This is a genomic window from Cylindrospermopsis sp. CR12 (assembly GCF_001432185.1).
GTDB classification, from domain to species: domain Bacteria; phylum Cyanobacteriota; class Cyanobacteriia; order Cyanobacteriales; family Nostocaceae; genus Raphidiopsis; species Raphidiopsis raciborskii.
This window is the reverse complement of sequence record NZ_LMVE01000026.1, coordinates 25917-47061: the sequence shown is the minus strand read 5'-3', so window position 1 is coordinate 47061 and position 21145 is coordinate 25917. Positions and strand designations below refer to the sequence as shown.

Annotated in this window: 15 protein-coding genes and 1 pseudogene; 6 read left to right on the top strand and 10 right to left on the bottom strand. The window is 40.2% G+C overall.

Annotation, left to right across the window (positions count from 1 at the left end; all coding sequences use genetic code 11):
• The first annotated feature begins 1 nt into the window (after position 1).
• Positions 2-1540, top strand: coding sequence for a CHAT domain-containing protein (locus ASL19_RS03415; protein WP_057177297.1), 1539 nt, complete (start codon positions 2-4; stop codon positions 1538-1540).
• 93 nt (positions 1541-1633) lie between these two features.
• The gene (locus tag ASL19_RS03410) at positions 1634-2260 is read left to right on the top strand and encodes a hypothetical protein (protein WP_057177296.1); all 627 of its coding nucleotides are present in this window, start codon (positions 1634-1636) and stop codon (positions 2258-2260) included.
• A gap of 3 nt (positions 2261-2263) precedes the next feature.
• Here the strand turns inward: ASL19_RS03410 and ASL19_RS03405 are convergent, their stop codons facing one another.
• The 9 genes from ASL19_RS03405 to ASL19_RS03365 all read right to left on the bottom strand — a co-directional run bounded on the left by ASL19_RS03405 (position 2264) and on the right by ASL19_RS03365 (position 13706).
• Positions 2264-3622, bottom strand: a complete 1359-nt coding sequence (locus ASL19_RS03405) for a PrsW family glutamic-type intramembrane protease (protein ID WP_057177295.1) — start codon at positions 3620-3622, stop codon at positions 2264-2266.
• Between the two features lie 35 nt (positions 3623-3657).
• Positions 3658-4140: a nitrate reductase associated protein gene (locus tag ASL19_RS03400; protein ID WP_057177294.1), complete on the bottom strand. Its 483-nt coding sequence runs from the start codon at positions 4138-4140 to the stop codon at positions 3658-3660.
• A 72-nt stretch (positions 4141-4212) separates the two neighbouring features.
• Complete coding sequence (locus ASL19_RS03395; RefSeq protein WP_006275766.1) at positions 4213-4662, bottom strand: phosphate-starvation-inducible PsiE family protein; 450 nt, start codon at positions 4660-4662, stop codon at positions 4213-4215.
• A gap of 65 nt (positions 4663-4727) precedes the next feature.
• Positions 4728-6881, bottom strand: a complete 2154-nt coding sequence (locus ASL19_RS03390; RefSeq protein WP_057177293.1) for a molybdopterin oxidoreductase family protein — start codon at positions 6879-6881, stop codon at positions 4728-4730.
• 13 nt (positions 6882-6894) lie between these two features.
• Complete coding sequence (locus ASL19_RS03385; RefSeq protein ID WP_006275769.1) at positions 6895-7752, bottom strand: nitrate ABC transporter ATP-binding protein; 858 nt, start codon at positions 7750-7752, stop codon at positions 6895-6897.
• Between the two features lie 140 nt (positions 7753-7892).
• Positions 7893-9866, bottom strand: coding sequence for a nitrate ABC transporter ATP-binding protein (locus tag ASL19_RS03380; RefSeq protein ID WP_057177292.1), 1974 nt, complete (start codon positions 9864-9866; stop codon positions 7893-7895).
• A 25-nt stretch (positions 9867-9891) separates the two neighbouring features.
• Positions 9892-10743, bottom strand: coding sequence for a nitrate ABC transporter permease (ntrB, locus tag ASL19_RS03375; protein ID WP_057177291.1), 852 nt, complete (start codon positions 10741-10743; stop codon positions 9892-9894).
• 87 nt (positions 10744-10830) lie between these two features.
• Positions 10831-12123, bottom strand: a complete 1293-nt coding sequence (locus ASL19_RS03370) for a CmpA/NrtA family ABC transporter substrate-binding protein (protein WP_057177290.1) — start codon at positions 12121-12123, stop codon at positions 10831-10833.
• A 59-nt stretch (positions 12124-12182) separates the two neighbouring features.
• Positions 12183-13706 carry a ferredoxin--nitrite reductase gene (locus ASL19_RS03365; RefSeq protein ID WP_057177323.1) on the bottom strand — a complete coding sequence of 508 codons (1524 nt, stop codon included), beginning with the start codon at positions 13704-13706 and terminating at the stop codon, positions 12183-12185.
• A 239-nt stretch (positions 13707-13945) separates the two neighbouring features.
• Here ASL19_RS03365 and ASL19_RS03360 point away from each other — a divergent pair, with 239 nt between their 5' ends.
• The 3 genes and pseudogenes from ASL19_RS03360 to ASL19_RS03350 all read left to right on the top strand — a co-directional run bounded on the left by ASL19_RS03360 (position 13946) and on the right by ASL19_RS03350 (position 16362).
• Positions 13946-14380: a ubiquinol-cytochrome c reductase iron-sulfur subunit gene (locus ASL19_RS03360; RefSeq protein WP_057177289.1), complete on the top strand. Its 435-nt coding sequence runs from the start codon at positions 13946-13948 to the stop codon at positions 14378-14380.
• A gap of 157 nt (positions 14381-14537) precedes the next feature.
• Positions 14538-14868, top strand: a pseudogene (locus tag ASL19_RS03355) (transposase); the annotation flags it as partial.
• Between the two features lie 174 nt (positions 14869-15042).
• Positions 15043-16362, top strand: a complete 1320-nt coding sequence (locus ASL19_RS03350; RefSeq protein ID WP_057177287.1) for a glutamate-5-semialdehyde dehydrogenase — start codon at positions 15043-15045, stop codon at positions 16360-16362.
• Here ASL19_RS03350 and ASL19_RS03345 read toward each other — a convergent pair.
• Positions 16351-17208, bottom strand: a complete 858-nt coding sequence (locus ASL19_RS03345) for an N-acetylmuramoyl-L-alanine amidase (RefSeq protein WP_057177322.1) — start codon at positions 17206-17208, stop codon at positions 16351-16353. The two genes, ASL19_RS03350 and ASL19_RS03345, sit on opposite strands and share 12 nt — an antisense overlap.
• 185 nt (positions 17209-17393) lie before the next feature.
• Here ASL19_RS03345 and metH point away from each other — a divergent pair, with 185 nt between their 5' ends.
• The gene (metH, locus tag ASL19_RS03340; protein ID WP_057177286.1) at positions 17394-20921 is read left to right on the top strand and encodes a methionine synthase; all 3528 of its coding nucleotides are present in this window, start codon (positions 17394-17396) and stop codon (positions 20919-20921) included.
• The last annotated feature ends 224 nt before the right edge of the window (positions 20922-21145 follow it).

Sequence of the window (21145 nt, the reverse complement as noted above, 5' to 3'; positions counted from 1 at the left end):
GATGTCTTGCCTGAGTGTATCTATCGCCCGTTTAGTTAATAGTGGACCGAATAACTTTGCCGTTTGGGTAGTGAAAGCTCCCTATCCCAGCGGTTACGTTTTGCGTGACTGTGTTTTTCCACCTCAACTTGCTGAAATTTGGATAGAATGGCAGCAAATGTTTGGTGGTTTTGTAGACACCCATCACCTGGGGAAGGGATTGGTTGGGTCTGGGATGGGACAAACCACTGGTTCCTATAGTAATCGGTTAATGCAATCTTTAGGGATCAGTTTATGGCGTTGGCTATTTGATGGAGAAATTCTGAGCAGTCTAGAGCGCAGTCGTGGTCTAGCTATGGGGAGCAATAAGAGATTGCGGTTGCAATTGGAAGTTCGTGAACCTGATTTGATTGGTTTACCATGGGAAATTATGCAACCGGAAGCGGGTCATTCAGCAGTTTCCCTCAACCAAGAGGTTTTGTTTAGTCGGACTATCAATCAGGTTGAACCAATAGCAAATTTATCAGCAGATTCCTCTTTAAACGTGTTGTTGGTTTTGGGGTACAATGGCAATTTGGAATTGGAAAAAGAGGCTACCATTCTGGAGAAAATCCTCCTAGAATCCAGTTCTCTTGGTGGGTATTACATATCAAACTGTTTGGTCAAAAAGCTATTACAACCCACACCAAAGCAGTTGATACAAGAACTGGAAACTAAGGCATATAATGTGATTTTTTATGCAGGACATGGTTTGCCCAATCCTGATGGCGGGTTGTTGTATTTGACAGAGGAACAGTCCCTTAATGGCATAGAACTGGGTCAAGTGTTAGCTCGTAGTAAAGTTAAACTAGCAGTATTCAATGCCTGTTGGGGTGCCCAACCAGCAGTTCGTGATAAAGCAATACCTACTAGTAGTTTGGCAGAAGTTTTAATTTGTCATGGTGTGCCCGCAGTTTTAGCCATGCGTGACCAAATTGCTGATGAGGAAAGTCGTAGTTTTATTCAGGGTTTTACTCAGGCATTGCGCATGGGTGAAGCGATTGATGCAGCTGTAGCAGTGGCTAGACAAAAGTTATTAGCTATTTACAAGTTTAATCAGCCAGCATGGACTTTACCGGTTCTCTATCTACACCCAGATTTTTCAGGTCAGTTGATTAAAAGTGTTGATGAGGGAATTACAGAATTGCCAGATCTAAGTACTGGAATAAATGTTCCCCAGTCTAGTGCTGTTTTGCGCTCACTTTCCCCCCAGGGTCAAAGTTGCTCTATGCGTTCTGATGTGACTCGCATTGGTCGCACTAAGGATAATGATCTTGTGATTCCTCAAGGTTATGTTTCTAAGCACCATGCAGAAATACTTTGTAGAACCGTACTGGATGGTTCTCAACCAGTTGTTACTTACTATTTACAAGATTGCTCTACCTACGGAACAACTTGGTATTTAAATGATTATGGTTGGCAACGGGTTTTACGGGAGGAGGTGGTGTTAACATCGGGAATGAAGTTAAAGTTTGGCAGTGCGAAGGGGGAAACATGGGAGTTTCTGATTTTTGATGATTAGGGGAGATTGTTTTTGTTGTTTTTACGGAAATTCCTAGCTGCTAACTGTAGCTCCCTGTAATACCAATTATGCGGATGAAGTTTGAGGCCCAATATGACTGATAATACAGGTGATTTAGATAATCGGAAACCTTTCCTTCCCTCCGTGGATTGGGAATTGTTGACAGCAATATTAGAACCGGAAGATGAAACTTATCCTTGGAATCTCGCAACTGATCAAGCAGATGATTATTTTCAAAAACTAGCAGCACCACTCCACTGTGACCCACTGTTGATGGAAAGTCTCGACCAGCAAGGGGAAAATTTCTATAATTCTCTTGACCAGATCTGGACTCAGGTTTATAACTCTAAAGCTGACCGTGATGAAAGACCACGCACTACCCTAAATGATATTTTTGGTACGTTTGTTCCCTCCCACTGGCTTGATCAGATTATGGAAGCAGCAAAGAAAACTTTCTATGATATGGAACATTCTACCAGTGAGAAGATTGTGGGTTGTGTTCAATCTTTGTTACCTAATTGGGATATGGAAGACCTATTAGTTTTGGCACGTCCTATTGCTTACTCCATGAGAAGTGATTCACAGGAGAAATCAGACCACAACTTATCAAATCGCAATTGGACTGAATTATCAGAGATAGAACGGGCAAAGATTTGTTTAGTAGTGGCTGACTATGCCTTAAAAGCAGTTTCTACCCAAGCAGCAGAAAATGGGGAGTAGTATTTATTTGAGATCCAGAAACCGGGTGGCAAAATTATGCGATCGCGTAGGTGATAATGCTCGAGCTTTGAGGATAGCAGCCATCAAAAAAGCATAGGACAAAACACCTACAATTACTAATAGTAGGGCATTAATGGAACCGGTAGCATTCCAGAGAGCGTGGAGAGCGGAGGCGGTGAAATAACCAACACCCAGTATTTGCCAACTCATGCGGGGTTTGAGGGTGGCCAAACCGATGAAGTAGCCCAAATATCCACTATAGGCCATGTGTCCAGCTACGGAACCCAAAATCCGGGGGATAAGTAACTGTAAACCGATCAGTTGACCAGTACCTACTCCCGACTGCTGGCTAATGTTTTGGGTGATTACTGGAACATATTGGCCAAGGGTTTCTAATAAAGTAAACCCTACTGCTGATGCAGTCCCCAGGAGAATGCCATCTAGTGGTTCCCCAACCCCAATCCTTTCCCTCCAGGGGGATGGTAGGGATTTGCCTAAAAAATAGGCGCCTATTACCGGTAGGGCCTTGAGTAGTTCCTCCATTAACCCAGCTCCGAAAAACATTCTGATCAATAATTCTGTGAATGTGTCACTACCGGAGGGTGATATACTACCAGGGAGAATTTCTCGAAAAACAAATATAAATAAATCTAATAGTGGACTGACTAAAATCAACATGGTACTGAGCGCCATGGCCATAAGTATCCACCATGGTTTTTGTTTGCCACAAAGTTGATAAACGAAATAATAAGCAGCTGAGCCAATATAAGAACCGACAATTACTTGATTAGCTTGGGGATAACCTACAGTAGCAAACATTAACACGACAAAAATAACTGTTAGTATTCCTGGTATAAGATATGCTTTGCGGGTTAAGTCCTTACCTGTGGAAATTATAGGAAATAACTGGGTGAAACTAACTCCATCATGCTTTGATTGTTGTTGAGTTGTCTTTCCTGGTACTATAACTGTAGCTGGGTTAACTGGCACATTTCTAGAAACAGGTATGGTTTCACATTCAAAGACAAATTGAGGACCATCATAACCCAAAGAAATGCGATCGCCATGTTGTAGCTCTTGAGGTCCCCGCAGTAGTTGTCCATTGAGAAAAGTGCCATTAGCGCTGTTTAAATCACAAAGAGTCCAGGTGAACTTACTTTCTGGAGAGAGGGGACGAACAACCGCATGACGACGGGAGACCATTCTATAGGTTATAGCGTCCAAGACAACCTGACAACCGGGGTCACGTCCCATGACCATTTCCTGATGGGAAAGCAGTGGGTAGCGGGATTCTGGACTAGAAACCGCCTCACTAGACACCAGTCTCAAAAATGCATTCTGTCTTGGGTTTTTGCCTATCATTTACTTAGCGGTTGATGAGAAGGTTGTTGGCTTATTCATTTAGTTATCAGCGAACCTGTGGGCGGATCCAAATGAAATTCCGCCATTGCTCTAGGAAAATTTTTATTTTCATGACTGGGTAGACTTAACTTGACCAGTACAAACCTTTGTAACGGAGTTAAATCTTGCCACTGCTCCAGGGTGATCGTAGCACCTATGGTCTCTAATTTTTCAATAAGTTGTTTAGGTAGAGTGGTAGAATCTAGCCATGGGGGATGGGGATCCGTGGGAAGCAAAGAGGGATAGGTTCCTGTGTATTTAAAAACTAATTCCCTTAAATAGTTTTGGTAGTTTTCTATTTCCCCTGGTGTGAAGCAGGGTAATGTAACTAGATTATCACGTTCTGAGAGACTAATCTGATGCCAATGAGCCAATTTTAGTTTAATTCCACATGTATCCAGCTTATAACGGACTACCATGGGTATACAACGAAGGGTGGCTAGAAAATCAGCTTCAAAGTGAAAAAACTCGGTAGACATAACAGCAAATTAGGGTCCTACTAGATTCTGGGGTAAAGGGAGCGAAAAAGTTGGTAAGGTCTTGTTATTCAACTAACTTTTACGACGACTTTGGATAATTAGATAGCTAATAGATAGAGCTAGTATGGCAATTCCCAACCCAATGATATCAATTCCTGTCACTTTTTCCAAGTCTAAGATAATGATTTTTCTAGCAACAGCAATTAAAGAAGTAATAATCACTAATTCTACTTGAAAAACATGCTTTTGTAGGTAGGCCGTAATATTTTCTAAAATTTCTAAAGCAATGAGAATATTTAAAAACAAACCAAATATCTTAAACAAAATAGTATTAAACTTGCCATAGGGAGCATCAAATAACTCTTTAAGCAGAAAAACTGTTAAGTCCGCAATGGCCACAAGGATTACCACCACCATTAAAATAGAAAGAACCTTAGAAACTATCACCACAATATTTTCAATCAAGTGCATGAAATTATCATCACTGGTGAAAGTTTTAAGTTGCCTAAAAAACCTTTTCATTGGATTTACGATACCCCATCAAGTCAACAAATCACCCAGTATTTTACCACTGGATAGCACTTTCTCTAAGATTGAATGGGAATTATGGGAATTAACTGTACAGCACAGGCTTTCAATTCTGGCTGAAAAGAATCTGGACAAGACGAAGAATGAGTAAGGGCATTAGCTTCAGAATTTTCTGACCATAGTTTACCCCAATGCATAGGGACAAAAACAGTACCAGGGGAGATAGTCAAAGTGATTTTAGCAGGAAATTCCGCTGCACCACGACGGGAACGAACCATCACCAACTGATGATCAGCAAGCTGTAGCTTGAGCGCATCACGGGGATGAATTTCCAAAAAAGGCTCAGGGTGCATTTGACAAATCTTATCAATTCTACCTGTGCGTGTTTGGGTATGCCAATGGCCATATAATCTTCCTGAAGTGAGAATAAAGGGATATTCAGGGTCTGGAGGTTCAGCTAAACCCCGAGAAAAACATGCTGCAAACTGAGCCTTGCCATCATGAGTATAAAAACGTAAATCTGTATATAATCGTTTAACTTCCTGATAATTATCTTGAGAAAAAGGCCAATGAGTTGGACCATTAGCAGTTAGAAACTCATAACTTAAACCCGACATATCACAGGGACGATGACGAGTTAATTGGACAAATTCCCGATAAACCTCACTAGAATCCTGAAAATTAAACTGATGTGAAAAACCCAACCTCCTACCAACTTCAGCGAAGATTTCCCAATCAGACTTAGCCAATTGTGGAGGATTTTTAAAAGCAGAAGATAGGGTAATTCGACGTTCCGAATTAGTCATCACCCCAGTTTTTTCACCCCATTGAGCAGCGGGTAATAAAAGATGAGCATAGTTAGCAGTTTCCGTGGGATAATAGGCATCCTGATAAATAGTAAAAGGGGATTGTAACAATGCTTTTTTAGTTCTTTCTAAATCTGGCATACTTACAGCTGGATTAGTTGCTGCTATCCATAATAGCTGCACATTACCAGACTCTAAAGCCATAATCATTTCCCACACATTTAACCCAGGAATAGGTGAAATTGTACCTGGTTTTAAACCCCAAAATTCCTCCACTTCTAACCGATGTTGTGGATTTTTAATTAATCTGTATCCGGGTAATAAATGTGCTAAACCACCCGCTTCCCTACCACCCATAGCATTAGGTTGACCCGTTAAAGAAAAAGGACCTGCACCTGGTTTTCCCACCTGTCCTGTGAGGAGATGTAAATCAATAATACTCCTTACCTTAGCAGTCCCTTCAGAAGATTGGTTCACCCCCATTGACCATAAAGAAAGCACAGATTGGGCTTGACCCCAATATTTAGCAGCGGTTTCTAAATCTGCCAAAGAAATACCACATCGACTGGTAACAAGATCCGGAGAATAATAATTAATGACTTGGATATAATCTGCAAAATTGCTAGTATAATTATCCACAAAATTTACATCCCAAGAATTCCATTTCACCAATAGATGGGCAATACCATTCAACAAATCAATATCAGTACCTGGAACAATGGCTAAATGTAAATCAGCTGTTTTAGCAGTGGGGGTGGAACGGGGGTCAACCACCACCATTTTCACGTGAGGATTTTTCTTATGATATTTAGATAACCGGTTAAAAATAATGGGGTGGCATTCTGCAGTATTAGTACCTATTAAAAAAACGCAGTCAGTTAATTCCAAATCGTCATAACAGCAAGGAGGGCCATCAGCACCAAAACTTTGGAGATATCCAGATACCGCACTAGACATACAAAGACGGGAATTAGCATCGAAGTTATTAGTTCCTAAACAACCTTTAAGTAATTTTTGGGCAATGTAATAATCTTCAGTTTGAAACTGTCCAGAACCATACATACAGATAGATTCTGGACCGTGAGTAACTAAAGTTTGTTGAATATGATTTGTAATGATAGTGAAGGACTCCTCCCAGGAAATCAAGCGAAAATCTTGTGTTAAAGATTCTCGAAACATGGGATATTGCAATCTATTTTTATATATTGCTTCTGCAACAGTTGCACCTTTAACACATACCATTCCTTGACTAGAGGGATGAGATTTATCTCCACGAACACGCCAATTAACAGTTTCTTGATCACCCGTATTATCCGTAGTGAAACTTGGATGTTGGGTAGGGGAAGAGACTTCTAGTCCACAACCCACACCACAATAGGGACAAAGTGTTTTGATAAATTCGGTCATATTGGTGGATAAACTACTCTTCAATATGAGCACAACGACGATAAAGAAAATCCAGAGCGTAGTTCCTCAAATGATAATATTCTGTACTTTCCATAATCTGACGACGCTGACGGGGACGAGAAAAAGGAATATCTAATATTTCACCAATATTAGCAGCAGGTCCATTTGTCATCATGACCAATTTATCAGCTAGAAAAAGAGCTTCGTCAATATCATGAGTAATCATTAACACAGTAACTTGATGATCGGACCAAATTTGCAGTAGTTCCTCTTGTAATTCTTCCTTAGTAATTGCATCCAAAGCGCCAAAAGGTTCATCCAAAATCAGAACCTGAGGACGAATAGCCAAAGCACGAGCAATAGCCACCCTTTGTTTCATACCTCCTGATATTTGATGGGGTTTCTTTTGAGCAGCTTCCGTGAGTCCTACCATACCTAAATGTTCTCTAACTATAAACCGTTTTTCAGCCTGGGTTTTATTAGGAAATACAGAATCAACAGCAAGATAAACATTTTCAAAAACACTTAGCCAGGGAAGTAGACAATAGTTTTGAAAAACCATCATCCGGTCTGGTCCTGGTTCAGTAATAGGTTGACCTTGCAACCAGACCACACCATTGGTAGGTTGATTGAATCCAGAAATCATATTTAACAGTGTGGATTTACCACAACCCGAATGTCCAATGAAACAAATAAATTCTCCCTCTTGGACTTTGAGACTAATGTTGTCTAAAACAGTATATGGTCCCTCGGAGGTGGGGTAAATTTTGTTTACACCGTCAATGAATAGGAAATCCCGTGATTTTTGGTGAGACTGTGGATTACCTAAAGCTTGAAGCTGAGTATTTTTGGGGAGATTCAATGTGGTCATGACTTTCATCCTTTAATTTTAATTTAGTTAATTCAGTCTTAAGTGGGTGGGTGGAGTTAAATATAAGATGAACGTAGGTTGGGTTGAAGTATGAAACCCAACGCCCGCACGGGTACCTATAAATAATTGTGCCTCCCTATTTAAACCAGAGCTTCTTCAACTCGCACCCGAGATTTAATGGCTAAACCTGTGAGATATTCTAGGGGTTGAGAGGGATTAAATGTTTTACCATCAAATAACTGAATGGATTCTTCCCTACCAATATCCAAAATGCCCACTTCTCTTGCAGCTACACCAAAAATATCTGGACGACAAACTCGGTCAATTATTTCTACCCAGTTTTTAGGGAAAGCAATAAAACCCCACCGAGCTAATTGGGTAAGGATCCAGAGCATTTCATGACGGTTGGGATAGTTGGCTTGGTGCAGATAAAACTGATGGGAAGTTTGGGAATGTCGATGATAGTTACTTTGATAACTTTCTAATAATTCAGAGCGTAAATTTACATGATGATCACCTATATATTGAGGTTGGGAAATTAGACTGACAATTTCTGACTCATTACGAATATCATCGCAATATTCACAAGCTGCTAGGAGGGATTTAACTAAGGCTAAATGTGTTTGAGGATATTCTTGAGACCAATCTTCTGTAACTCCTAGTATTTTATCTACATGTCCCTGCCAAATATCTGAAGTGGGCAACATAATAAACCCCAGATTTTGCTCAACAGCACAGGTATTCCAGGGTTCACTAACACAATAACCATCTACTTTTCTTTCCTGGATAAAATCAACCATTTCATCCGGTGGAATTACTATTAATTTGACATCCTTATCTGGTTCAATACCACTTGCTGCTAACCAATAACGCAATAACAAATTTTGCATTGATGCTGGATGAACAACTCCCAAAGTGTAAGTTTTGTCAAGATCAGTGTTGACTGTTTTTTCTAGATCTGCAGCATTTCTTACACCATTTGCCCATAATTCTTCACTTAAAGTAATGGCACTACCGTTGCGGGACAGAGTCATTGCTGTTACCATAGGGGTTGGTGTTTTTCCCATAGCACCTAGAGTCATAGCTAATGGCATACCAGCAACCATTTGAGCAGCATCCAGCTTACCACTAGCTACACTTTGGGCAATATCTTGCCAATTTTTTTCAGGTATTAGGTTCACCTGCAAACCACATTCCGCGAAGAAACCTTTTTCTTGGGCAATGATTAAAGGTGCAGCTTGGGTGATAGGAAGATAACCAATTTGTAAGTGAACTTTTTCTGGTTGATTGGTGGAAATAAGAACTGGTGATATGGTTTGCTTTTGACGCTGTTTTGCCAGTTTTTGTTGGTTGAGGAAGTAGATCATTTGATTCCGCAGATTGTAATAACTGGGATGTTCAACAACCTCTAATCTTTGGCGAGGACGGGGAATAGATACTTCTAAAATTTGTCCAATGTGTGCTTCTGGTCCATTGGTTAACATGACTATTCGGTCACTTAATAATAGTGCTTCATCCACATCATGGGTTACCATCACACAGGTAATTTTATGTTCATTACAAATTTTCATTAATTGCTCTTGCAAATTACCCCTGGTTAGAGCATCCAAAGCACCAAAAGGTTCATCCAACAATAACAATTTTGGTCTGGTAGCTAAAGCACGAGCAATGGCCACTCGTTGTTTCATCCCCCCAGATAATTGACCGGGAAGTTTTTTAGCAGCACGACGTAACCCTACTAAGTCAATATGTTCTGCAATGATTTTCTGGCGTTCTCCTAGAGATAGATCCTGATGGACCTCATCTACTGCTAAAGCAATATTTCCCTCAACTGTTAACCAGGGAAGTAAGGAGTAATTTTGAAAAATTACCATTCTATCTGGACCAGGTTCTCTCACTTCTCGACCTTCTAAGGTCACTCCACCAATAGTGGCTTGATCTAGACCAGCAATAATATTCAATAGAGTGGATTTACCACAGCCAGAATGACCGATGAGAGAAATAAATTCTCCTTGACTAACCTTTAACTCAATATTTTTCAAAGCAATATATTTACCACCATAAGGGAGGTTAAATATTTTATCTACATGGTCAATTTCTACAAAGGTATTCATAGTCTCCTGGTGATTATGGTAAAAGTTATTTTTGTTCTTTTTGTACAATCTTCTCAGCTATAAAAGCCACTGTTCTATCTAACATCAGTCCCACTATTCCCACATAGATTAGGGCAATAATAATTTCGCTCAAATTGGTATCCGTGGTAGTATTATAGGCATCCCAAATAAATGAACCTATACCCACACCACCTACCAACATTTCTGCAGCTACAATAGCCAACCAAGATAACCCAATACCAATTCTCAGTCCGGTAAAAATATAGGGAACCGTGGCTGGGAAAACTATTTTTAAAAAATATTTGGCCTGACGTAACCGCAAAACACGAGCCACATTGACATAGTCTTGGGGAATATTTTGTACTCCCACGGTTGTATTGATTAAAATTGGCCAAATTGAAGTGATAAAAATCACAAAGATCGCCGAAGGATTGGCTTGTTGAAAAGCTGCTAAGGAAATAGGTAACCAAGCTAGGGGCGGAATAGTTCTTAATACCTGGAAAATAGGGTCTACCGCATTATATAAAAATCTATTGGCACCAATTAATATGCCCAGGAAAACACCCACAATGGTAGCGAGAGAAAACCCCAATCCTACTCTCCCTAAACTGGTCAAAATCTGCCAACCTAAGCCCTTATCGCTATCACCATTGTCAAAAAATGGCTGAATGATAAAGGGATCCCAGGTTTCAACAAAAGTTTCTAAAGGACCTGGTAATTGAAATCCGGGAATGGAACAGAGTAATTGCCACAACATCAAAAATATAACCAATCCACATAGTGGTGGTAATACCTTATGCACTAAAAATTTGTTAATTGTTTTAATTGCTTTTTGTCGTTTAGTGCTAATTTTCTGATTTGTTACCCCCACGGCCATCTTCTTCTTGCTCCTTATTGTGGAAATTGGTCTTGTGATTTTGTGTCTCCCATAACTCCCGCACCCCATATGAGAATTGCTCGCGGACTAGACCTTTTTAATGGGTAAACTGTTTAAATATTCTTCTGGTTTTTCTGGGTCAAACTTCACCCCATCAAAAAATGTTTCTACCCCTCGTGATGAACTGGTAGGAATTTCCGCTGCAGGAACTCCTAAAGCTGTGGCCGCTTTTTTCCATAAATCTTCTCGATTTACCTGGTCAACAATGGCTTTAACATCCATATCCCGGGGTAAATAACCCCAACGAATATCCTCGGTCAAAAACCAAATATCATGGCTCTTATAGGGGTAGGAAGCATTATCAGCCCAGAATTTCATTCGATAGGGAAAATTTTCTACCTTGCGACCGTCTCCATAGTCAATATTTCCCTTAGACCGTTCTAAAATATCACCAACTGCAACATTAAAGTATTTTCTATCAGCACATATTTCACACATTTCTGCTTTATTTTCATCTTTTTCACACCATTGTTGTGCTTCCAAAACGCCCATTAATAATGCTTGTGCTGCATTGGGATTTTGATCAACCCAATCTTTCCTCATGGTGAAGGCTTTTTCTGGATGATCCTTCCACAATTCTCCGGTTACTAAAGCTGAGTAACCCAATTTTTGACTGACCAATTGCGCATTCCACGGTTCACCCACACAAAAAGCATCCACCGTACCCACTTTCATATTAGCTACCATTTGTGGTGGTGGAACTGGTTCTAATATGACATCTTGGTCAGGATTAATCCCACCAGCAGCTAACCAATATCGCATCCATAAATCGTGGGTACCCCCAGGGAAGGTAATGGCAAGTTTGATGGGTTTTTGTGCAGATTTTGCTTGATTTGCTGCTTCCTTAAGGACTTTGTTGTCTAAGCCAAGTTTTATCTGTTTGAATTTTTCAGCCACAGAAATGGCCTGACCATTAGTATTTAGCCTCGCCAATATGTACATTGGTATTTTATCATTAATGGTGATCAAGTATGGCATAGGACTGAGAATGTGTGCACCGTCAATGCCACCCCCTGATGAACCAATTTTCAGGTTGTCACGAGTCACTGGCCAAGATTTTTGCTTGCTAACCTCCACATCTGTCATGCCATATTTGGCAAAAAAACCCTTTTCCTTACCAATAATTAGGGGAGCTGAATCCGTTAGAGCGATAAATCCCAATTTGGCCTTAGTGGTTTCTACTTTAGCTGTATTACTAATTTGGGTTGACGAGTTTGTTCCTGACCCGGAGTTGTCAGATGAACAACCATGTGCTACTATTGCTGTCGCTGCTGTTACACTAGATGTGATCAGAAATTTTCTGCGGGAAATATTGCTCATTTTAACTCTCTTTAATTCTTTGCTACTTGTGACTGTGGTCTGATTTGAGCTGATGTTTGTTAGCGCACTTTTGCCCCAAACTGTTTTAGCAGGATATCTTTTAATATCGGTTGCAGGTCTTCACAAGCAACACTTTTCTGAATACAGGTTCCTAACCTAGCATCCTTACCAACTTTTCCACCCATGTAGATGTCAACACCTTCCAATGTTTGCCCATTTTTTCGCACTTTGGTTCCCATTAGTCCAATATCCGCCACTTGAGGTTGTCCACAGGAGTTTGGACACCCAGTCCAGTGAATACGTACGGGCTTTGATAGGATTAATTCCTCTTCCAAAGCCTCTGTCATGGCTATGGCTCGTTTCTTAGTTTCTATGAGGGCAAAATTACAAAACTGGGCCCCTGTGCAGGAGACAACCGATCGCATTAATAAACCAGGACTGACACTGAATTTTTTCAATATGGGTTCGGTCAGAAGTGTGTTTAATGCGGAATCGTGAATATTGGGAATGATGGCATTCTGCTCAACCGTAAACCTTATTTCTCCACTACCATAAACTTCTGCTAGTCTGGCCAGTTCAAACATGTCATCCGCACTTAGTCTCCCCACGGGAATGTTTAATCCCACATAATTTAACCCCAGTTGTTTTTGGGGGTAAACGCCAATGTGATCTCGTTTTTCCCAATCTATTTCATCTTTGGGCGCTGCGGTTTGCAAGCTTTTTCCCCATTGTTTTTCCACTTCGTCCCGGAATTTTTCTAACCCCCATTCATCAATTAACCACATTAATCGAGCTTTTTGCCGGTTCAAACGTAACCCGTGATCTCGAAATATCTCTACTATGGCTTTAGATAGGCTAACTACTTCTTCTGGTTTTACCCAAACATTTAAGGGAATAGCAGCTTCACAGCGTTTACCCGAGAAAAATCCACCAACTAAAACGTTAAAACCAAATCCTTCTTTAAATGCTGGTACAAATGCCAAATCGTTGATTTCTGCATGAATGGAATTATCTTTTCCTCCAGTCACTGCAATATTAAACTTACGAGGAAGATTGGTAAACTCTGGATTACCTTCCCCCCCATTAGTTAGCAGGTCCTGTATTTGCTGTACCAATTCTCTGGTGTCATACAACTCGTTGGCATCTAAACCCGCCAGGGGATCACCAGTAATATTACGTACATTATCCATACCAGACTGAATACTGGTCAGCCCAACTTTGTGAAATTTGTTAAAGATATCAGGAATATCTGAGAAATCTATGCCACGAAGTTGTATATTTTGTCTAGTAGTGATGTCCGCGCTACCTTCCCTATCGTAACGCCGTATCACTTCGGCTAAAACACACATTTGAGTGCTAGTGAGAATACCATTAGGTATCCGCATTCGCATCATAAACTTACCGGGAGTCACTGGACGAAAAAACACACCCAACCATTTTAGGCGGTGGTTGAGGTCGTTTTCTTCCATGGCTTCCCAACCCTGACGAGCAAATTCGCTGATTTCTTGTTTGACTAGTAGTCCGTCCTTTTCAGCTTTTAATTTCTCGAACTTATTGAGCTTTTCGCTACCTGTTTCTGTCATAGGTTTTTGGGGAACAGGATGTGGTTGATTATGGATCCGTGTTCTTAAATCGTGCCAACTACCCACCGAAAAACAACTGATCGTAGTTCTCTGGTAGGGGTTGTAACAATTTCGATATTGATAACCTAGGGCAAATTTCGGGAAGGATTCGTATACTCAGTTACGGAATTCTCAGAAATTCTCGGCTGTTGTGCAAATTTTGCATTGATTATCGGCATTTGTTACATAGGAGATGATTTATGAAAAGACGCGAGTTTTTCCAGTGGGTGGGTTTAAGTTTATTAGCTAGTTCTTTACCTATAGCATTTGCCGCTTTGACATCAGATGATGATACCTTAGCATCACCAGCACCAAACAAAGCGGCTAAAGACTGGCAGAAAATCGGAAGTGTTGCCCAATTGGATAAAAATGGCCAACTACTAGTAGAGAATTCCCCTATAGGGGCGGTTTTAGTGGTGGGAACATCTAAAAAACCAAAGAACTTAATAGCAGTTAGACCTAACTGTACTCATCAAGGTTGTACCGTGGAATGGAAAAGTAATCAATTTGCTTGTCCTTGTCATGGAGCAAGATTTAGTGATAAAGGTAAGGTAAATAACGGTCCAGCTGAAAAACCTTTGAGAACCTATTTGGCTAAAATCGAAGCTGGTTCTGTTTTTGTTAAATCGGTCTGATTTTCCAACTGCAAATCACCCTAATGGTACGTCAATCTTAGTTACTAGTTCTCTATTACATGGGTGGTAATTCAATTACATTACCACCAACTGCTTGATGATAAAAAAGAGTTGCAAAAAGTACCATCTTACTCTTGTACTAACTGGTCACATCCATGAAGATGAAAGAATTGCCGCACCTAAGTTTCTACGCCAAGCTGAACGCAAGTTAAAATCTGCGCAACGTCGTGTCTCTCGTCGGAAGAGAGGTTCTAATCGCCGTAAAAAAGCGATTAAAAAACTGGGTATTCTACACAAGAAAGTTGTTGATACTAGAAAAGATTTCCAATTCAAAACAGCTAATAATCTACTCAAAAAGTATGACGTAGTAGCTGTTGAAAAATTAAATATAAAAGGACTTGCTAAAACAAGATTGGCTAAAAGTATTAACGATGGGGGGACAGTTCATCACCATACTTTCAAACAAAGCCGAGAATGCTGGCTTGAAGAAGAGTCGTTGAGAAGCCCACTCTCACCTGTAAGGGAGTGTGTGGAGTATGTCACCATTGAACCGTCCTCCTCAGGTTTTTGTATATCCGTTGTTGGAAGCATGTCCCAAATGTATACAATATGTATCTCCTCCCAAAATTATTAGTTACTACCACCAGTTGGTTTTTGTGATTATGAGTTTAGAAATTAGTTTGCAACATACCTCTACCCTAAAAGAGATTGCCCAAAAAACCCGCTTAGCTGCTCTTAATTTGTCCCTATTAAACAGTAACCAGAAAGATTATGCTCTTGATACAATTGCTTTAGCTTTAGAGTCTGCTCAAGAAGAAATACTTCAGGCAAATATAGCTGACTGTCAAACTGCAATGTCTCAGGGTATCAGTAAATCATTATATAAACGATTGTATTTAGATTCTAATAAACTACAAGAAGCGATCGCTGGTGTAAGAGATCTAGTCAAACTAAAGGATCCAGTGGGTCAAGTTCAAATCCATCGAGAAATTGACAGGGGATTAATTCTCAAGCGTATAACCTGTCCCTTGGGTGTGCTGGGGGTTATTTTTGAAGCTAGACCAGAAGCTGCTATTCAAATTGTTTCCCTGGCAATTAAATCGGGGAATGGGGTGATTCTTAAAGGAGGGAAAGAAGCAATAGGTTCTTGTGAAGCTATAGTGAGTGCGATTAAACAAGGTTTATCTAAGACTGATGTTAACCCAGATGTGGTGCAATTATTAACCACCCGAGAAGAAATATTAGAACTTTTAAATTTAGATAAATATGTGGATTTAATCATTCCTAGGGGTTCAAATTCTTTTGTGAGATTTGTGCAAGAAAATACTCGAATTCCAGTATTGGGTCACGCGGATGGAATTTGTCATCTGTATGTGGATAAAGCAGCAGATATTCATAAGGCAATTGATATTACTGTAGATGCCAAAACCCAATATACAGCTGCATGTAATGCTATTGAAACCTTACTAATACACAGTAGTATTGCCCAGGAATTTTTGCCCCAAGTTGCATCAGCTTTAGAATCTGAAAATGTAGAACTAAGGGGAGATAACCGAACCTTGGATATATTACCAAAAATTGAATTGGCTACGGAAAAAGATTGGCAAACAGAATATAGTGATTTGATTTTGTCCATTAAAATAGTTGATTCTTTAGAAGAGGCTATCGCTCACATCAGTGAATATGGTTCACGGCACACCGAGGCGATCGTTACGGAAGACTTGATAGCAGCTAATACCTTTCAAGCATTAGTCAATGCAGCAGGAGTATATCACAATTGTTCCACTAGATTTGCTGATGGTTTTCGTTATGGTTTTGGTGCAGAAGTGGGAATTAGTACCCAGCAAATGCCACCTCGGGGACCTGTGGGTTTAGAAGGGTTGGTAACCTATAAATATCACCTAATCGGAGATGGACACGTTGTGAAGACCTATACAGGCGATCGCAGGAAAGGGTTTACCCATAAAGATTTAGGAGTGTGATTGGGCAATACTGTGAAGTTTTCGAAAAGAATGCAATTTTTTAAAGAATCTGTCAAAATCAAAGCTCAAAGGGTCAACTTTACCATTAGCCACATCTACAGCTCGATGAGTAGTGATTCTGTCATCGGGAACTTGGCTTTGGGCAATCAACCAAGCTAGGGAATTGTATTGCTCCTGTGTATAACCACTATGTTCTCTAATATCTCTTTTTCCCCAACCGTCAGGAGGTGTTTCTAAAGAAACATGATAGGCAAAATTATTAACGGAAGGAGCTAATTTAGGATTAGTTTGAACTGTCTCTATTGTGCCATCTGTATTTTTAAAAACTGAATTGCCAGCGCCAAATGCTCTTTTATCGGGTGGGACTAAATAAATTACGGTTCCATCCCGGGCAATGATGGCATGATAACTAGCTTGAATATCTTCATCCACATTATGGTTCTGAAAGTAATTGATTGCACTCCTAGCAGAATATGTTGTTTCATGTAAAACAATAATTGGTTGGTTACTAACTGCCATACCCTTGGTATCCCGACTGAATCTTTCTCCATAGTTACTAGGATGTACTTGTGCTGCTGCTAACTTAGGTTGGTACTTACTAAATTTATCAGTTGTGACGTATTTTTTCACAACCTTTTTTTGTTTAATTTTTTCGATAAGTGACTGAGAAAAATTTTGTATTTGTATTGATTGTGGTTTTGTTGTTTTTGCTTTTGCTTGTAATAATTGTTTTGGGTATGGATTCACAACTATTACTGGAGATGTGTCAGAACTGGTCAAGGCGTTTTGTTTATACTGTTCCCTTGCTACACCGGTAAAAATTACTATAATAAGGGTTGTCAACATCAAAAAAATAATGCCCACTCTTGTTGTCCAATCCTTTGCTCCTCTAACTATCAGTTCGTGGCAAATTAACCTTTGCACAAATGAACTAACAAGTGAACTAAAATATTTCCACTTCATATTCCAAGCCAATGTTACTAAAATGTTACTAAAAGTTAACCTATAAATCTTGAGCTGCGTTTAAAAATATGACCCATTCCTTTCTTGAACGTTTACATAGTCCTGAACATCCAGTTATAGTGTTTGATGGTGCAATGGGGACAAACCTACAAATTCAGAACCTAAACGCTGAGGATTTTGGAGGTCCCGAATACGAGGGGTGTAATGAATACCTAATACACACCAAACCAGAGGCGGTGGCCAAAGTTCACCGGGACTTTTTACTAGCTGGCGCAGATGTAATTGAAACTGATACCTTTGGTGGCACCTCCATAGTTTTAGCAGAGTATGACTTAGCGGATCAAGCTTATTATCTAAGTAAGACCGCCGCCGAGCTGGCTAAACGTGTAGCTGCGGAGTTTTCCACTCCAGAAAAACCCAGATTTGTTGCTGGTTCCATAGGTCCAACCACCAAGCTGCCAACTTTAGGACACATAGACTTTGACACCATGAAATCAGCTTTTGCTGAACAGGTAACAGCTCTATTTGATGGTGGGGTAGACCTATTTATTGTAGAAACTTGCCAAGATGTATTACAGATTAAAGCTGCATTAAATGGCATAGAGGAAGTTTTCAGCCAAAAAGGTGAAAGAAGACCGGTTATGGTTTCCGTCACCATGGAAAGTATGGGCACCATGCTGGTTGGCACAGAAATTGCCGCCGTTTTAACCATTTTAGCACCATATTCCATTGATATTCTAGGTTTAAACTGTGCCACTGGTCCGGACTTAATGAAACCACACATTAAGTATTTATCAGAACATTCACCTTTTGTTGTATCTTGCATTCCCAATGCGGGGTTACCGGAAAATATAGGTGGTCAAGCTCACTATAAACTGACTCCCTTAGAACTGCGCATGGCGTTGATGCATTTTGTTGAAGATCTTGGTGTCCAAGTGATTGGGGGTTGCTGTGGGACACGACCAGATCACATTCAACAATTGGCGGAAATTGCTAAGGATTTAAAACCAAAGGTGAGACAGCCAAGTTTGGAACCTGCTGCTGCATCAATTTATTCCACACAAAATTACACACAGGATAATTCGTTTTTAATAGTTGGTGAGCGTCTCAATGCTAGTGGTTCCAAAAAATGCCGCGATTTGCTCAATGCTGAGGACTGGGATGGTTTAGTTTCCATAGCTCGCAGTCAAGTTAAGGAGGGGGCTCACATTTTAGATGTGAATGTTGATTATGTGGGGAGAGACGGGGTGCATGATATGCACGAGTTAGTTTCCCGGGTTGTGAATAATGTAACTCTCCCCCTAATGCTGGATTCCACCGAATGGGAAAAAATGGAAGCGGGTTTAAAAGTGGCTGGGGGTAAGTGTTTACTCAACTCCACTAACTATGAAGATGGAGAACCACGTTTTTTAAAGGTGTTGGAATTAGGGAAAAAGTATGGTGCTGGTGTGGTGATTGGTACTATTGATGAGGAGGGAATGGCCAGAACAGCACAGAAGAAGTTTGAAATTGCCCAGCGCGCTTATCGTCAAGCGGTTGAGTATGGCATACCTGCATCAGAAATATTTTTTGACACTTTAGCTTTACCGATTTCTACTGGCATAGAAGAGGATCGGAAAAATGGCAGTGCGACCATAGAGTCTATTCGCCGGATCAGGGAAGAATTGCCCGAGTGTCATGTAATTTTGGGTGTGTCTAATATATCCTTTGGTTTAAATCCAGCAGCGCGGATTGTATTAAACTCTATGTTTTTACATGAGGCAATGGAAGCTGGGATGGATGCAGCTATTGTTAGTGCAAGCAAAATTTTGCCCTTGGCGAAAATTGACCCACAACATCAGGAAGTGTGTAAACAACTAATATATGATCAGCGCAGGTTTAATGGGGATGTATGTGTATATGATCCCTTAGCTGAGTTAACGAGATTATTTGCGGGAGTTAAGGCTAAACAGAATCGGGGAATTGATGAAAGTTTGCCCATTGAAGAGCGGTTGAAACTACATATTATTGATGGTGAGAGAATAGGTTTGGAGGCGCAATTAGCCAAGGCCTTGGAGCAGTATCCCCCCTTAGATATTATCAACACTTTCTTGTTGGATGGGATGAAGGTTGTAGGTGAATTATTTGGTGCTGGCCAAATGCAGCTACCCTTTGTTTTGCAATCAGCAGAAACCATGAAAGCAGCGGTGGCCTATTTGGAACCATATATGGAAAAGTCGGGAGCTGGTAGTAATGGGAAAGGGATTTTTGTGATTGCCACGGTCAAGGGCGATGTTCATGATATTGGTAAAAATCTGGTAGATATCATCTTATCCAATAATGGTTATAAGGTGATTAATTTGGGGATTAAGCAACCGGTGGAAAATATCATTCAGGCTTATGAAAAGCACCAACCTGATTGTATTGCCATGAGTGGTTTATTAGTTAAATCCACCGCATTTATGAAGGAGAATTTAGAGGTTTTTAATGAAAAAGGCATTACGGTTCCTGTAATTTTGGGAGGTGCAGCATTAACTCCTAAGTTTGTCAACCAGGATTGTCAAAACACTTATCACGGCAAGGTGATCTATGGTAAAGATGCTTTTGATGACTTGAATTTTATGGATAAATTAATGCCAGCAAAAGCAGCGGGTAAATGGGATGATTTACAAGGGTTTTTGGATGAGGTTAAGGGAGATCTTCCAGAGATTAATCCCCAAGAGCGGATTAAGGAGGAAGTAAAACAGCAACCCACGGAAGTAGATACCCGACGTTCTGAAGCCGTGAATGCCAATATTGAACGTCCTCAACCACCTTTTTGGGGAAGTAGATTTTTACAACCCCAGGATATTCCTCTAGAGGAAGTATTGTACTATTTAGATTTACAGGCTTTGATAGTGGGACAATGGCAATTTCGCAAACCCAAAGAAAAGTCTCAAGCGGAACACCAGGAGTTTTTAATTGATACGGTCTACCCCCTTTTAGAAAACTGGAAGCAACGTGTAATCCAGGAGAAATTATTGCATCCCCAGGTAATTTATGGATATTTCCCCTGTCAAGCAGTAGGTAATAGTTTATTGATTTACGAAACTACCCACATTAATAGTAAAAATCCTGTAATTACCACAACTTTTGAATTTCCTCGCCAACGCTCCGGGAGAAGATATTGTATTGCTGATTTCTTTGCTCCCAAAGAGTCAGGATTGATTGATGTATTCCCCATGCAAGCGGTAACTGTGGGAGAGGTAGCAACAAAGTTTGCCCAAAATTTATTTGCTGAGAATAAATACACTGACTATCTCTACTTTCACGGGATAGCAGTACAGGTTGCTGAGGCATTAGCGGAATGGATTCACGCTAAAATACGCCAGGAGCTGGGATTTGGCGATGTTGAACCGGATAATATTCGGGATATTTTAGCTCAACGTTACCAGGGTTCTCGATATAGTTTTGGCTACCCAGCTTGTCCCAACATTTCCGATCAACACAAGCAGCTACAATTATTAGATGCTAATAGGATGGGTATGTATATGGATGAAAGTGAACAGTTGTATCCTGAACAGTCTACAACTGCAATTATTGCTTATCATCCGACAGCTAAGTATTTTACGGCTTAATTAGGAAAAAGTGAGGAAAATCTTATATCTTTGTTATCCAAATCCTGTCCTTATGGGGGAATGGATGATAATAATGTGGGTGTTGGTCTAAATTCCTCACTTCTTTTGTTCTCTTTAAATGTTTCCAATTGTCCATTAAGGCAACTTTAAGATAATTTTGAGCATTTATTAGAGAATTAAAAGCTGAAAATATAAATGTCGTGGAGTGGATAAGGTCACTAATT

Excerpts from the sequence above, each read along its gene's own strand:
- ASL19_RS03415 (WP_057177297.1), top strand. The coding sequence starts at position 2 with ATGTCTTGCCTGAGTGTATCTATCGCCCGTTTAGTTAATAGTGGACCG.
- ASL19_RS03370 (WP_057177290.1), bottom strand. The coding sequence starts at position 12,123 with ATGAGCAATATTTCCCGCAGAAAATTTCTGATCACATCTAGTGTAACA.
- ASL19_RS03405 (WP_057177295.1), bottom strand. The coding sequence starts at position 3,622 with ATGATAGGCAAAAACCCAAGACAGAATGCATTTTTGAGACTGGTGTCT.
- ASL19_RS03410 (WP_057177296.1), top strand. The coding sequence starts at position 1,634 with ATGACTGATAATACAGGTGATTTAGATAATCGGAAACCTTTCCTTCCC.
- ASL19_RS03395 (WP_006275766.1), bottom strand. The coding sequence starts at position 4,662 with ATGAAAAGGTTTTTTAGGCAACTTAAAACTTTCACCAGTGATGATAAT.
- ASL19_RS03380 (WP_057177292.1), bottom strand. The coding sequence starts at position 9,866 with ATGAATACCTTTGTAGAAATTGACCATGTAGATAAAATATTTAACCTC.
- ASL19_RS03345 (WP_057177322.1), bottom strand. The coding sequence starts at position 17,208 with ATGTTGACAACCCTTATTATAGTAATTTTTACCGGTGTAGCAAGGGAA.
- ntrB (WP_057177291.1), bottom strand. The coding sequence starts at position 10,743 with ATGGCCGTGGGGGTAACAAATCAGAAAATTAGCACTAAACGACAAAAA.
- ASL19_RS03385 (WP_006275769.1), bottom strand. The coding sequence starts at position 7,752 with ATGACCACATTGAATCTCCCCAAAAATACTCAGCTTCAAGCTTTAGGT.
- ASL19_RS03390 (WP_057177293.1), bottom strand. The coding sequence starts at position 6,881 with ATGACCGAATTTATCAAAACACTTTGTCCCTATTGTGGTGTGGGTTGT.
- ASL19_RS03350 (WP_057177287.1), top strand. The coding sequence starts at position 15,043 with ATGAGTTTAGAAATTAGTTTGCAACATACCTCTACCCTAAAAGAGATT.
- ASL19_RS03365 (WP_057177323.1), bottom strand. The coding sequence starts at position 13,706 with ATGACAGAAACAGGTAGCGAAAAGCTCAATAAGTTCGAGAAATTAAAA.
- metH (WP_057177286.1), top strand. The coding sequence starts at position 17,394 with ATGACCCATTCCTTTCTTGAACGTTTACATAGTCCTGAACATCCAGTT.
- ASL19_RS03360 (WP_057177289.1), top strand. The coding sequence starts at position 13,946 with ATGAAAAGACGCGAGTTTTTCCAGTGGGTGGGTTTAAGTTTATTAGCT.
- ASL19_RS03400 (WP_057177294.1), bottom strand. The coding sequence starts at position 4,140 with ATGTCTACCGAGTTTTTTCACTTTGAAGCTGATTTTCTAGCCACCCTT.